Origin of the sequence: Rectinema subterraneum (genome assembly GCA_009768935.1) — a bacterium.
Taxonomy (GTDB): domain Bacteria; phylum Spirochaetota; class Spirochaetia; order Treponematales; family Rectinemataceae; genus Rectinema; species Rectinema subterraneum.
The window spans coordinates 1-13,856 of the sequence record WESA01000054.1; the positions used below are offsets into that span (position 1 = coordinate 1).

The following is a 13,856-nucleotide window of genomic DNA, read 5'->3' on the forward strand; positions in this document are numbered from 1 at the left end:
CGCGCATTCTCGACCCCTCTCAAAACCTCTGCGGAGTATCTGCCTCGCTATGCGCTTGCGTGAGTTTTCTCCTACCTACCTTCTGCAAGGTTCGTAACACTATGGAAACATTGAGCGAAAGCCCCGAAACAGCCCCTCGCTCAGAAACGATACACAAAGCGGCCCTGGATAGTGTCTCCGCTCTTGTTCCAGAACGAAGCACGCTTGAATCCATAAAGCACCGCGGCGTCGATATCAGGATCGCCCGATGATTGCAAAAGCTCCACACCGCGCAGCTGGCGGTCTTTTGTAATGGAAAAACCGATGACCACAGGGCTCAGGCTGCGCCCAGCCTTGTAATCTGCCAGCTCCGCATTGTACCCAGCGTCCTCAAGCATCTCCCAGAGTTTTTCGCGCACATCGAGGGGTGCGGGATTTTTAAGCACATATTCATTGCCGTTTTTAACATAGTAATTCAAGAAGGCACGCTTGCGAGCATCAGCAGATGTAATCACTGTGTGCGGCGGAATGATCTCATCGGGAATCGCGTTGAACAGATCGGCGGATACGCTTGAAGGTAAGGGCATACCCAGATAGATCGGTACATAGAGGCTCTGCCCTACTGTTTCCGAGGACCCTCCAAGTGTCGTTTCGACAGTATTCCCCTTTTCGGCTTTCATAATTTTTATCGCCTGGCCCGTTCCCCAGGGCACCTGCCCTTCGCCAGGTGAAAGCACAGAGGATTCGCTGGAACTCACGCGCGAGCCGGGGCCTCGCTCACCAGGCGTCCATGGCTCAACCGGCTGCTGGACAGCAGGAGTAACAGGCACAGGGACGGCTTCAGCCTGCGGCGCAGGAGAGGGAGTTGCAGGCGCTGTCTTTGCTGCTGTTTGCGCCTGTGGTTTCGGGGCCGGAGATGGCGGAGGCGCGGGACGCTCCGTGGCGACCGTATCTTTTTTCTCTACAGGAGAACCTTTGCCTGTATCGTTCACAACCGGACCCTGGATATTCACGATCAATGTTTTATTGCTGAGGTCCATTATTGGCGGGCGCAAAAAATCGAACAGCAGGCCTGCACCGAATAAAAGCGCATACAGTCCGATGGCAACGGCGTATGAAATAATAGTCCGCTTGCGCTGCTCACGCTCGGCAAAGGAAAGCGCTTCGGTCATTGCACCACCTTTTCTTTTCGCGTGATGAGACCGACATTCTCGATGCCATTCATTCGCAGCGCATCGAGCACTGAAATGATGAGCTGATATTCAGCGCCGGATTGGCCTTCGAGCACTGCTCTGATCTGGCTCGCGCTGGAACCGCTGACGCGCTTACGCAGAAGCAGCTCAAGGCCGGCAAGATTGGTCTTTGTTTTGTCCAGATAGATTTCATTGGCCGAGACAACAATGACACGCAGTTCCGGAGTCGCAATCGACTGGGCTGTTTTTGAACCAGGCAGCTGCAGGCTGATGCCCGGTGCGGTCCTGAATGTTGTCGTAATCATGAAGAAAATCACAAGCTGCAAGACGATATCGATGAGGGGCGTAAGATCAAAATTGATCTTCGGCTGGATCCTGTGATCACGTGCCATCATCCCTCCTTCGCCGGCTTTTCCGCAGTATTGGCCGAGCTTTCGCCCGCGTACGTGGAAATCAGGTCGACGAGGCTGTTTACCTGTGTTTCCAGCCGCGTAATGATATAGTTCACTTTGGAAGCGAAATAGTTATAGAACATAATAACCGGTATCGCGACGACTAGACCTCCAACCGTCGTGATCAAGGCTTCCGCAACGCCGCTTGCCAGAGCAGACGGATCGCTCACCGCACCGAATTTGCCCAGCACTCCGAATGCTTTCATTGTGCCGGTTACCGTTCCCAACAAGCCCAGCAATGTGGAAATATTCGAAATCGTGCCCAGAGCGGGCAGCCCCCGCTCGAGATTGATCGATTCCATTGCCGCGGCATCCTTGAGAAGTTCGCGCTGGAGATATTCGGGCTGGTTTCTATTCTCGATACCAACCTTGAGCAAGGCAGAAAATGGCGATACATTCTGGTCGCAGATGGCGAGCGCCTCGGAATAATGTTCTTCCATCAAGCTCGTTTTTATGCGAAGAAAGAGCTTTTCTTCATCAATGGAAATGCGGCGCAGATAGAGCAAGCGTTCTATAATGATTGCAAGCGCTACCACGGAAAGAGCCATGATCACCCAAAGGATCGGTCCACCTTTGCTGATGAAATCTAACATGTCAACTCCTTGGAAAAGGTATCAGCAACTATCAGCAACTAAAAAGTATATCGCTCTTCTTAGCGATTATCTAAAGAGCGAGCGGATTCGTGCTGCAACTATGCGAGCACGCTTCTCGGCTGCTCCTATATAAGTATCGACATCAAAGAGCGATTCAATAGCATCAGAAGAAAGGCGCGAGGCAAAAAATTCATCGGATTGTATCAGCTGCCGCAGGGGGTTTGGCTCGCCTTCGCGAACCGCGTTCCAGGCAATCATCGCAAGGTCTCTGAGGCGCTCGTGCGCTTCCTGTCTGTCGGCACCTTTTTTGCCAAGAGCCATGAGGACGCGCTCTGTCGCTGCAAAAGGCGCATATGCTTGTGCAGTGCGCTGTATTGCTGTTTCATCGACGGACTGGCCTTCGATGAGCTTTTTCATCGATTGCAGAAGCTCGTCGCAAGCAAGGAATGCTTCAGGAAGAATCACCCGTCGGTTTGCTGAATCATCCAGAGTTCTCTCGAGCCCCGAGAGCGCGGCATCCCCCCAGGCCACACCAGGATAGGAAGCGACCAGCCGAGCAAGCGAATCGATTTTTTCGGCTTCGATCGGGTTGCGCTTAAAGGGCATGGCCGAGGAACCGACCTGGCGCGAACCGAAAGGCTCGGAGAGTTCGCCTATAAGTGGCATCTGCAGAATGCGGAAATCGAACGCCATTTTGTGCAAGACTGCTGCCAGCTCTGCAAGAAGCGAAAGCACACGATAATCCTGTATGCGCGGGTAGGTCTGTGTCGCCACATCAAAAAACCGGATTCCGAGTTCTTCGGATAGCGCGGTCTCGAATTCATCCAGATGCTCGACTCCGATGAGCTCGGCATAAGAAGCAGAAGTGCCGACTGCGCCTTTGAATCCTTTTCCTTTAATGTTGCGCAGTGCATCGTTAAAGCGCTCGTACGTGTCAGCAAGATCCTGCGCGTAGAATGCATAGCGATAGCCGAGCGTGGTCGGCTCTGCAGGCTGCAAGTGGGTAAAGGCCATAGCCGGCACCGCTGCGTATCGCTCGATTTTATCCACGAGCACGGAGAGCAAGTCCGCCAGCTTGTCCTTGAGCAGGTTCAGGCTGTCTCGAATTCTGAGCGCATCCGCATTGTCCTCGATGTCCATGGATGTCGCACCGAGATGAAGGATGCCGCCAGCTATTGGACACTGGGATGCATAGGTGCGGAGCTCGGCCATGAGGTCGTGCCGAAGCGATTGCTCAATTTCCTGCGCCTTTTCAATGTCGATATCGGCAGCATGCGCTTCGAGCTCGGCAATCTGCGAAGAAGTGACCAGCCCATAACGCGACTGTGCTTTTGCAAGCCCGACCCACACACGGCGCCAGAGCCTGCGCTTGTAGGTTTCGCTCCAGATTATGCGCATTGCTTGGGATCCGTAGCGCCATGAAAAGGGAGACTGAAACTGATCGAAGTTTTGCATGCGTACATAATAGCAGTTGTGCCCCAAGAATTGAATCAGGAACACCATTTTTGTGCGAATTATTAGTGCAGGCGCTGGAGTGCGCGGCCGCGATATCAGCGCAAAGCAAATACACAAGGAGGACGTATGAATCATTTGAACAGCATTCTGGTGGAAGGAAATCTGGTTCGCGATCCGAACTTGCGGGGCACCCCATCTGGCAACCAGGTCTGTGATTTTACCGTGGCGACAAACCGCAGCTACAAAGTCGCTGACCAGAAATACGAAAATGAAGTTTCATATTTCGATGTCGAAGCGTGGTCGAGGCTTGGCGCCGCATGCGCCCAGAATCTGAAAAAAGGAAGAGGTGTCCGGGTTGTCGGCAGGCTCAAACAAGACCGCTGGACCGATACCGAAGGCAAGCCGCATGCGCGCGTGAAAATCGTCGCTGAACATATCGAATTCAAGCCGATGACAAAGGCCAACAAAGAAGAAACTTCAAAATCCGACGAAACATTCATAGAGGAGGCAAAACGCAGCGAGGCAAGCATGGCGGTGTTTTAAAGGAAACATGGCGCGTAAAGCGAGGGCTGCGGTTATATCCTCGGCCCTCGCCCATGCCAGGCGGCACGGGCTTTCGATGCAATCAGGCAAGGGCGACTACCAAAACTTGCCCATGACAGGCAGCACGGGCCCTTCATCAATCTCCGCGATTCTCGGGAAGATTCTCGAAATAATGATACGGAGAAAGCATGTCAGTCGCATCCTGAACCGCCTGCCTGAGAATAGCGAGGAAACGCTCGCGTATTTCGGGATTTTTCATGCGCGCAGTGGGACCGGATATGCTGATTGCTCCGACAAAATCGGAGCCGGGGAGGCGAAGCGGCATCGCATAGCAGGTAAGGCCGATTTCGAATTCTTCTCTGTCGACACCGTACCCGAGCTCACGAGCGCGCATTGCTTCGTGGATAATATCTTCTGGATCGGTAAGGGTAGAATCGGTAATTTTCGGCAGCGGCCCAGGTCCCAGGATTGCGCGGATTCTTTCTTCTGTAAGCTGGGAAAGAATGGCTTTGCCTACGCCAGTGCAATACAGGGGCAAGCGGTCGCCTGGCATGGAGCGCATACGAAGGCTGCGATTCGCTTCGGCACGATCGAGATATATGGCGGTATCACCGGCGAGATAGGCCAGATTGGAGGATTCCCCTGTTTCGCGGGCGAGCCGCTCGATAATAGGGCGCACTTTTTCCGCAACAAGCTGGCGAACAGGGACCTTGCTTCCCAACTCGAAGAGTGAAAGCCCCAGCGTCCATCCCGCCAGGCAGCGTTCCACTACCCCCTTCGATTCGAGCACCGTGAGATACCGCAGCGCAGTTGCCTTGTTCATTCCGGTCTCTTTGGAAAGCCGCGCAAGAGAGACGCCTTCTCCAACTTTTGCGAGATAGAACAGAATATCCAGAGCCTTGCCAGCTGACTCACTCATGATCTTTTACTCCAGAAGAATGCCATCGGAAAATGGTTTTGCGTACATACACGATAATATGCCTTATCATGCATTATTATGCAATGTGTATCATTATACGAAACGCCATTTTGTTTTCAAACAATATACGCGGGGCAGGCAATCGTCAAGCGCTTTATCGGCCGAGGGCTCACAGTGGAAAAGCCCGCTCATGGCTGTCTGGGAGGCTTTTTAGACGGCGAAGGAAAGCGGCCTCTTGCGGCCTTTTTCGCTGACCTCGGCGGCTTCGATTTCTCATTGTCTTTCTTGCCCGATCGTGCGGGAGCACTGGCTTTTGTGGCGCTGCGCCGCGCTAGTTGGCCAGGCTGGCTGGATCTGCTTGCAGGGGCTTTGGGGGCCTCATCCGCGCTGTGCATTTTCTCTTCGCTCCAGAATCCGTCCTTCCAGTTGAAGCGCGAAGTGTTGGGCAAAGGCTTGAATTGTTCTGCTGCGCGGGCAATGTCACGGTACAGCCCTCGCGCGGGTTCCGCGTTCGATAGGTCGAGAATGAAGCGCGAAAAGCCTTGCTTTTTGAGGTTAGGAACTAAATCGACAAGCGAAAATGGCTGCTCGGGAATGACCACAGAATAATCGCGCCTGCCCACAAGCTCAAAATTGTTACCATCGCGGTCCGCAAAATGCGTCTGTCCATAGGTGCGCGAAAGGTCAGCGCGAATCCTGAACAGATCGGGATACGCAAATAACACTGGCATAAAGATTTGCGCCGGCAGGTACTCAGCAAGTCGGTACAGATCCTGGCGCGATATTTCATATGGCGGAACAATGGCCTGCGCGCCCTGCTCGAGATAATAGGCGAGCGCCCATTGGTTGAACGTATAGAGCCATGGGCCGGCGATTATACATACATCCTTGCCGCGGAGCAAACTAAAATGTGCTTGATTATTGGCCACAATCACGGAAACACCCTTCTCGATCCAATGCTCGAGCTCGAGCTGCAGCCATGCTAGGTCTGTTTCGGTGCAGTAGGGGTCGAGCCACAGAATGAGCCTCTCACGCTTGAACGGCAGCGTAGCTTCCTCGCGGCGCATGACTTCGGCATTGAGTTTGTCGAACAGAATCATTGCTCGTTTGGGCCGGAAGGTGAGCGCTGCATGGAGGTCGGCCACTTTCCCCGCGAGCACATAGGTGCCCAGCGGAAGGGCTGCATCGAGCTTTTTCAAGTCCACGCGCGGCAGCACAGGCTGGGGAGCAGCATGTGTGCTGGGGAATTTGCGGAATCTGTCGAGGTTTTTCGGGAGAATCGACTTGTAGCGCCGCGCCATGCCCGCAGTCTGAATAAGATACACATCGTCATTCTGCCGCCAGTCTCCATCGAGCTGGAGGAGCATGCCATCGACCCCATATTTGATCGCCTGGATTTTGGCGGTAATGCGGCCGGAATCATCCGCGCGATGGATGCGCACAGAGTCGCGCTCGGCAAGACCTTCGTAGGTATTCATGAGTGCCCAGCGCTTGTCATCGATCGTACGTGCATCGCGGATTCTGCCCAGATGGATGCCCGTGCCGCCAGCCTGATCGGGATGGATGTAGATATCCGGAGCTCCAGTAATAAAAAAATTCGTTTTGCTGCGGGCAAAATCGGCCTGGAGCATCGCCTTGGCCTTGAGTACCGCGCGTTCGGTGTCGATTTCGTAATTATCTATTAAATAACGATATGCGGAAACAACCGTGCCCACATATTCCGCGGATTTCATTCTGCCTTCAATTTTGAAGGCATTGACGCCCGCGTCGATAAGCGCCGGCAGATATTCAATGAGCTGAAGGTCATCTGGCGAGAAAAAATAGCCCGTGCTGTTTTCGCCTTCATAGAGGCGCCTGCATGCCTGCGTGCACATGCCACGGTTCGCACTCTTGCCGCCCAGATAGCTCGAAAAAAGACAGAGTCCCGATGCACTCACGCAGAGCGCTCCATGGACAAAGACTTCAAGTTCAAGGCTCGTATACTGCCGGATATGGCGGATTTCTTCCAGAGACAGCTCGCGGGCGAGGACTGCTCTCTTGAATCCCGAACGCGAAAGCTGATTGCACCCTGCCGATGAAGCCACATTCATCTGTGTCGAACCATGCAGATGCAATGAAGGAAAGTACTCGCTCGCCATCTTCGCGACACCGACATCCTGCACAATAATGCCGTCGGGGCCGACAGAGACGAGATATTCGAGCAGCTGATACAGCCGATCCGCTTCACGCTCTTCGAAAACCGTGTTCACTGTGACATATACTTTTCGAAGCCGATCGTGGCAGGCGTAGACCGCTGCCTCGAACTGGTTGAATGCAAAGTTTGCGGAACGCATGCGCGCGTTGAACGAGCGCAATCCAAGATATACCGCGTCGGCACCTTCGCTGATCGCGGCGTCCAGCGCCTCGGGAGACCCCGCCGGCGCGAGTAATTCAATTCTTTTCACAGTATCCTTATAGTCGTGAATGGCTCTTTGATGCAAGCACTTGGTAGTGTTCTCAACCTTGTGTAAAGGAAAAATCCTGCCAGAAGGGCCCGGGCGAGGCTGCGGCCCTGCGCCGCCTCCCCATGATCTCGTGTTGTAATTCATGCCCTTTTCCTGTATATTTTTATCGTTCGCTTTCCGGGCAAGCCTTCCGGCGTCCCTGAAGCATGCAGAATCCTTATCCCAGCATACAATCCGGAGCAATCGATGAGTCTGGAAAAAATACGCAATATTGGCATCATGGCGCATATCGATGCCGGCAAGACCACTACGACCGAACGAATCCTCTTTTATTCAGGGAAAACATACAAAATCGGCGAAGTCGACGATGGCGAAGCGACTATGGACTGGATGGACCAGGAACAGGAGCGCGGCATTACGATCCAGAGCGCTGCGACTACGACATTCTGGCGCGATCATCAGATCAACATTATCGACACGCCGGGTCACGTTGATTTTACAGCCGAAGTCGAGCGCTCTCTGCGCGTGCTCGATGGTGCGATTGCGGTGTTCTGCGCAGTGGGCGGAGTCGAACCTCAGTCCGAAACCGTCTGGCACCAGGCAGATCGATACCATGTCCCCCGCATTGCATTTGTCAATAAAATGGACAGGCTCGGCGCGGATTTCGAAGCAGTGCTCCAGGACATGAAAGCGAAGCTTGGCGCTCATCCCGTCCCGCTGAACATCCCCATTGGCAAGGAAGGTGGATTCGAAGGTGTCATCGACCTCATCGAGATGCAGGAAATCCGCTGGAATGAAGATGGAACAGAAATGACGCGCACTCCCATCGCACCGGAAAGGGAAGCCATGGCGCACCGTTGGCGGGAAAATCTGCTCGACGCGGTATCATCCCATTCCGATATTGTGACCAGCCTCTACCTTGAGGGCGCTTCTATCCCCGCAGACATTATTCGCCCCGAGATACGAAAAGCCTGTATCGCCCAGCGTTTCGTGCCAGTATTTGCAGGTGCTTCGCGAAGGAATATCGGTGTGCAGCCCCTCATCGATGCAATCGTGGATTACCTCCCCGCTCCGGATGAAGTCGGCGCAATCAAAGCATTCCATACAAAAAAGGAAGAAGAAGTCGATATCCCCTGCCAGACGAGCGGCTATCCGCTTGGCCTTGTCTTCAAAGTCCAGTACGACAGGGAAGCAGGCTCCCTTTGCTATGTGCGTATGTACTCCGGCACCCTGCACAACTCTTCAACCGTCTACAACACATCGAAGAAAAAAAGAGAGCGCATTACGCGGCTTTTGCGCATGCACGCGAATAAAAGCGAGCCAATCGATTCCGTCAGCGCGGGAGATATCGCTGTATTTGTCGGGCTCAAACTCGCGCAGACAGGCGATACGCTTGGCACGGAAGGATATCCGGTTCTGCTTGAAAAGATGCACTTCCCTGAACCTGTCATATCGGTAGCAATTGAACCCAAAACTCTCTCCGACCGCGATAAACTCAAAGAAGCCCTGGAAATTCTCGCCCGCGAAGACCCGACATTTGCCGTGCACGAAGATGAGGAAACCGGACAAATCATCATTCGGGGCATGGGAGAACTCCATCTCGATGTGCTCGTCACACGCGTCGTTCGCGAATTCAAAGTCCAGGCAAAAATCGGCAATCCACAGGTCACCTATCGCGAATCGATTTCTACAAAAGTGCAGCATACCGAGCGCTTCCATAAAGTCATCGCCGGCAAAGAAAATACTGCAGGCATTACCATCGAAGTCGAGCCGCTTCCCCGCGGCAGCGGCAATCAGTATAAAAAAGCCATTCGCGCACATGAGGTGCCAGAAGAAATTTTCGATGCGATCGAGCGCGGAATCACTTCAGCCTTTTCGTCCGGTATCCAGTATGGGTACCCGGCGGTCGATATCGGCGTGTCTCTCGTGAGCATCGAATACAGCGAGCTGACATCGACGCCGTTCGCCTTCGAGGCATGCGCGAATATGGCATATGATGCCGCATGCAGGGCAGCCAGCCCTGTCCTGCTCGAGCCTATCATGAAAGTCGATATTCTTACGCCGAAAGAATTTGTTGGCGAAGTAATGAGCCTCGTTTCCCAGCGCGGTGGCTTTATCCATGGCTCGGAGTCGAAAGCAGTTGCCGAGGTCATTCACGCCCAAGCACCCCTCGCGACCATGTTCGGATTTACAACCAGCCTCCGCTCGGTGAGCCAGGGCCGCGCGTCCTTCAGCATGGAATTCAGCCATTTCGAGCCGAAACGCTAGGCCTCAAAAATCTGAAGCTGTCAGCTCCTTTTGCGCGTCTCCTTATTGGGAGGCGCCAATGCATATCTATACCATAGGATTCGCTGCAGTACTGCTCATGCTTTCCGGGCCAGGGGCCCAAATAAAAGAGAACATTATTGACGCGATACTTCCTCGTCAGAGCGATCCGCAAGGCTGCGGGTATGCGGTCGCGGCAGCACTGATCAATTTCGTGAAAACCGCAATATGCCTTGCTGACATCCAGAAAGGCAGCGCAAGCCCCACATTCTCGCTCGAGAAGATTCAAATCGCTGCATCGCTCATGCATTCATACGGAAAAACACCGCCGCTTTCGCTCGCTGACCTTGAGAAACTGCTATCCATGGAAGGAATTTCCAGCACTCCCTTCCGCGTGCCGAAAGATGAATCGTTGAAACTGATTGCGAGCGCGGCCTTGCCTGTTGTGGTGCACATCGGAGGGCCGTATCCACACTTTCTGCTGGGGCTTGGGGGCGATGAAGAGCATATTCTGTTTTTCGACCCAGGTTCAGGTCTTGTCGCGCTCACGCATGAAGAATCAATAGCTTTAATATCTGGATATTTCCTTATACCTGAAAAAACTATAGCGGCCCGACCGCTTGAGGATTATGAAAAGGCTTTCAGGAAATTAAAACAGTTGATCTGGAATGTGTATTGGGATTGCGCGCAGAATTAAGTCTTTGATTGAGCAATATTTAAAAGCAGGAAATTACGAAAGTACCTATGAGCACCTCGAGCTCGAACAGCTCACGGTGTTCCGGAATGCTCTCGATGTTGCGAAGTTGAAGATCTATTTCACCAATATACCAGAAGAAAAGACCGAACTTTGGATCGATGCGGAAAGCGTATTCGAGAAAATCATTCGCCTTACCGAGCGAGCCGAACAGCAGGGATGGAATCTGACGGGAAATTCCCACAAATGATCGAAATGCCGAAACAATTCGGCCATCCCGAAATTCCTGGATAAACCGCGCCAAGTCGCCGAGCAGCTGATCCTGCTGCAGATTTTCCGATCCGTCTACCCATGTCTTGTGGATGAGCAATGTCATATTCTCGCGGAACACGCGAAGAAGATGGAACACACGGATAATGCGCTGATCTTCGGTACAATCGATATAGAAACTGAATTCACCAGGATTCCCAAGCAGATTGGCGAGCGCTATGGCAGATTGCACACGTTCCTGGCCGGTTGTTCGTACCATCGTTTCGAACAGCTCGAATACTTTTTTCTCGGATTCGGTCACAAGAGTATCTACTCTGGGAGAATTGACAAAATCCATGGGCATACCATGGCGAAAAGGAGAAAAATGGTCAAGGGGTATATACTGCCACGAACCTTGTGTAAAGATTCCTGCGCGTTGACTCATGATCGTCAGTTGCTCAATGCACGTAAATATTCCATACTTAGAACATGGCAAAAGAAATCAGAATACTTCCTGAAACGAAAGTTGGAGAGGGTTTCATTCCCCCACAGTATCTCGGCCCCGACGAGACCGAGTATCGGATCAGAGATGAACAGCTCCGCCTGCTGGGCAAAGACCCTTCCGATTACCGCTCCCTCACCACCCACGAGCTCGAAATTCTTGTCAGAAATAACAATACCTGCAACGACTGGTCGCATTTCCTCGTAAAAGACCCTTTTTGCCCCGAACTTGTGCGCAACAACCTTTTTTCGGGCCTTATCCGCATTTCGAAACTCGAGCATGTTTCCCTCGAGCACCACGACATCGCGATGGCTGCCGGAATATTCAACTCCCAGATAATCGCCTGCGATATCGGAGACAACTGCATTATTTCGAATTGCGCATATCTCTCGCACTATATCATCGACGACCATTGCATTCTCATCAACAATGCTGAAATTCAGGTATCGAACCATGCCAAATTCGGCAATGGCATTGTCATGGAGAGTGAAAACGAATCTGTCCGCATCACGCTCGATGTGATGAACGAAAATGGCGGACGCTGGATTTACCCGTTTAATGGCATGTTGAGCGGCGATGCGTGGCTTTGGGCAAAATTCCGAGACCGTACACGCCTGCAGGAACGCTTCCGTCAGATGACCGATGCGCGCTTCGATAAGCGGCTTGGTCGCTATGGCATCATTGGCCGAAACAGCGTACTGAAGCATAACCGGATCATCAAAGACACCTATATCGGCGAAAGCGCCTATATCAAGGGCTCAAACAAGCTGAAAAACCTGACTATCAATTCGAGCGAAGATGCTCCGACTCAAATCGGCGAAGGCGTGGAAATGGTCAACGGGATCCTCGGCTTTGGCTGCCGCGTTTTTTATGGCTGCAAAGCCGTGCGGTTCGTCATGTGCGACAGTTCGGCGCTGAAATACGGCGCGCGCCTTATACACTCAGTGCTTGGCGAAAACAGCACCGTATCATGCTGTGAAATACTCAACAACCTCATTTTCCCGGCGCACGAACAGCACCATAACACAAGCTTTCTCATCGCAAGCCTCATCAAAGGCCAATCCAATCTTGCAGCGGGCGCGACCATTGGCTCGAACCACAACTCCCGCGCTCCCGACGGAGAAATCGAAGCAGGACGCGGTTTCTGGCCTGGGCTTTGCACTTCCGTCAAACATTCATCGCGCTTTGCCTCTTTCTGCCTCCTTGCAAAGAGTGACTACAAGCACGAACTCAATATCAAATTTCCGTTCTGTCTGGTCGACAGCGATGAAACGCATGGCAGACTCATGCTCTCGCCGGGCTGGTGGTGGCATTCAAATTCGTATGCGCTCATGCGCAATGAAAAGAAATTCAAAGAGCGCGACAAAAGAGTCGATACGAGCATTCGATTTGTCTATTCACCATTTGCCCCTGACACCATGTCCGAGATTTTTGAAGGCTTGGCTATTCTCGAGCATGCTGCAGGCGAAGCTGCGATGCGTGCGATAAGCAGCAATGACAGCGATGGAAGCATGTTTGGAGATCGCATTTTCGCCCTGTTGGCAAAAATCAGCGATGCAGCTGTGGAACCAAAGGCTGGAACGGAAGAAGAACTCAAGCTCGTCCGTCAGCTTGGCGCACTCATTCTTTCTTCTTCCAAAGATCCGCTCCCCTTCGAAGTGACTGTTCGAGGATTCGAAAATTCAAATCGCCCTCAAGTGATTATAAAGCCATGTGCTGGCTGGCGTTCTTACCGCGAAATGCTGCTTTGGTTCGCGATTCAGACAGTGATCCCCGCACTCGAAGCCGCACCCTTGAGTAGTGATCCTTATGAATACCTGAGCTCACTCCTATCCGCTTCCGCATGCAAAAACATAGAAACTGAATGGGAGAATCTGGGGGGATTTCTTGTCCGGAGATCAAAGCTTGAAGACCTTATTGAGCGCATCGAGTCTGGCAACATCCAGAGCTGGGATGCGCTGCATGAAGAGTACCGCAGACTCTCAGCCGAGTATGAGCATGATGCCCTTGCCTTCGCCTGGTGCATTCTCGGCTATCTGAGTCTTGCGATCGAAGAATCTGCGATATGGGATCATAATGAGGCACATTTGCCTGAACCAAGCAGGGAAACCTTTATCCAGATGCTCAGAGATGCGCACGTGCTCGCATCGGAAATCGCCCAGCGCGTATTTGCAACCCGCGCAAAGGATTGGGCAAATCCTTTCCGGAAAGCGACATTCCGCAGCGAAGCAGAGCAAATCGCGGTGCATGGCAAAGTCGAAGAAAACAGCGCAATTCAAGCCGTCAAAAAAGATATGCATGAGGTCCAGAGGGCCATAGATCGCGCGCTTGAACGACTCGGTACTGCTCTCAACCTTGGGTAAAGAATTGAAGCAAAGATAGTCAGTTTGTGCGAATACCTCTATGACCGCCCCTGCGGTCAAGGAGGGTATTCGTGCACTGGTTTGCCTTTTGTCCCAATCCGAACTGTTCCTACCATCACGAGGCCCCCGCCTCGCCCTGGGCTTATGCGATTGGCTGGTATGCTACCAAGGCCTTCGGGAAGGTGCGCCGGTTCCGTTGTACGCG

11 protein-coding genes are annotated in these 13,856 nt (G+C 52.7%); 4 read left to right on the forward strand and 7 right to left on the reverse strand.

The features are described 5' to 3' along the window. Positions 1-140: 140 nt before the first annotated feature. The 4 genes from GAP13_RS11285 to purB form a co-directional block, all read right to left on the reverse strand. Positions 141-1,151 carry an energy transducer TonB family protein gene (locus tag GAP13_RS11285; RefSeq protein ID WP_158908426.1) on the reverse strand — a complete coding sequence of 337 codons (1,011 nt, stop codon included), beginning with the start codon at positions 1,149-1,151 and terminating at the stop codon, positions 141-143. Continuing rightward, the gene (locus GAP13_RS11290) at positions 1,148-1,564 is read right to left on the reverse strand and encodes an ExbD/TolR family protein (protein WP_158908427.1); all 417 of its coding nucleotides are present in this window, start codon (positions 1,562-1,564) and stop codon (positions 1,148-1,150) included. The genes GAP13_RS11285 and GAP13_RS11290 overlap by 4 nt, the downstream gene beginning before the upstream one ends. Continuing rightward, positions 1,564-2,217: a MotA/TolQ/ExbB proton channel family protein gene (locus tag GAP13_RS11295; protein ID WP_158908428.1), complete on the reverse strand. Its 654-nt coding sequence runs from the start codon at positions 2,215-2,217 to the stop codon at positions 1,564-1,566. Before GAP13_RS11295 ends, GAP13_RS11290 begins: the two co-directional genes overlap by 1 nt. A 66-nt stretch (positions 2,218-2,283) precedes the next feature. Beyond that, positions 2,284-3,672, reverse strand: a complete 1,389-nt coding sequence (gene purB, locus GAP13_RS11300) for an adenylosuccinate lyase (protein WP_158908429.1) — start codon at positions 3,670-3,672, stop codon at positions 2,284-2,286. A 126-nt stretch (positions 3,673-3,798) separates the two neighbouring features. Here purB and GAP13_RS11305 point away from each other — a divergent pair, with 126 nt between their 5' ends. Beyond that, complete coding sequence (locus tag GAP13_RS11305) at positions 3,799-4,215, forward strand: single-stranded DNA-binding protein (protein WP_158908430.1); 417 nt, start codon at positions 3,799-3,801, stop codon at positions 4,213-4,215. A gap of 136 nt (positions 4,216-4,351) precedes the next feature. Here GAP13_RS11305 and GAP13_RS11310 read toward each other — a convergent pair whose 3' ends face one another. Then, positions 4,352-5,134, reverse strand: a complete 783-nt coding sequence (locus tag GAP13_RS11310) for an IclR family transcriptional regulator (protein WP_158908431.1) — start codon at positions 5,132-5,134, stop codon at positions 4,352-4,354. A gap of 188 nt (positions 5,135-5,322) precedes the next feature. Continuing rightward, positions 5,323-7,578, reverse strand: a complete 2,256-nt coding sequence (locus tag GAP13_RS11315) for a U32 family peptidase (RefSeq protein WP_241864353.1) — start codon at positions 7,576-7,578, stop codon at positions 5,323-5,325. A 246-nt stretch (positions 7,579-7,824) separates the two neighbouring features. Here GAP13_RS11315 and fusA point away from each other — a divergent pair, with 246 nt between their 5' ends. Then, positions 7,825-9,846, forward strand: a complete 2,022-nt coding sequence (fusA, locus tag GAP13_RS11320) for an elongation factor G (protein WP_158908433.1) — start codon at positions 7,825-7,827, stop codon at positions 9,844-9,846. A 58-nt stretch (positions 9,847-9,904) separates the two neighbouring features. After that, positions 9,905-10,540: a cysteine peptidase family C39 domain-containing protein gene (locus GAP13_RS11325; protein ID WP_158908434.1), complete on the forward strand. Its 636-nt coding sequence runs from the start codon at positions 9,905-9,907 to the stop codon at positions 10,538-10,540. 19 nt (positions 10,541-10,559) lie between these two features. Here the strand turns inward: GAP13_RS11325 and GAP13_RS11330 are convergent, their stop codons facing one another. Further along, the gene (locus GAP13_RS11330) at positions 10,560-11,144 is read right to left on the reverse strand and encodes a hypothetical protein (RefSeq protein ID WP_158908435.1); all 585 of its coding nucleotides are present in this window, start codon (positions 11,142-11,144) and stop codon (positions 10,560-10,562) included. 131 nt (positions 11,145-11,275) lie between these two features. On the opposite strand from GAP13_RS11330, the gene GAP13_RS11335 reads away from it, so the two are divergent. Then, the gene (locus tag GAP13_RS11335; protein WP_158908436.1) at positions 11,276-13,651 is read left to right on the forward strand and encodes a DUF4954 family protein; all 2,376 of its coding nucleotides are present in this window, start codon (positions 11,276-11,278) and stop codon (positions 13,649-13,651) included. Positions 13,652-13,856: the final 205 nt, after the last annotated feature.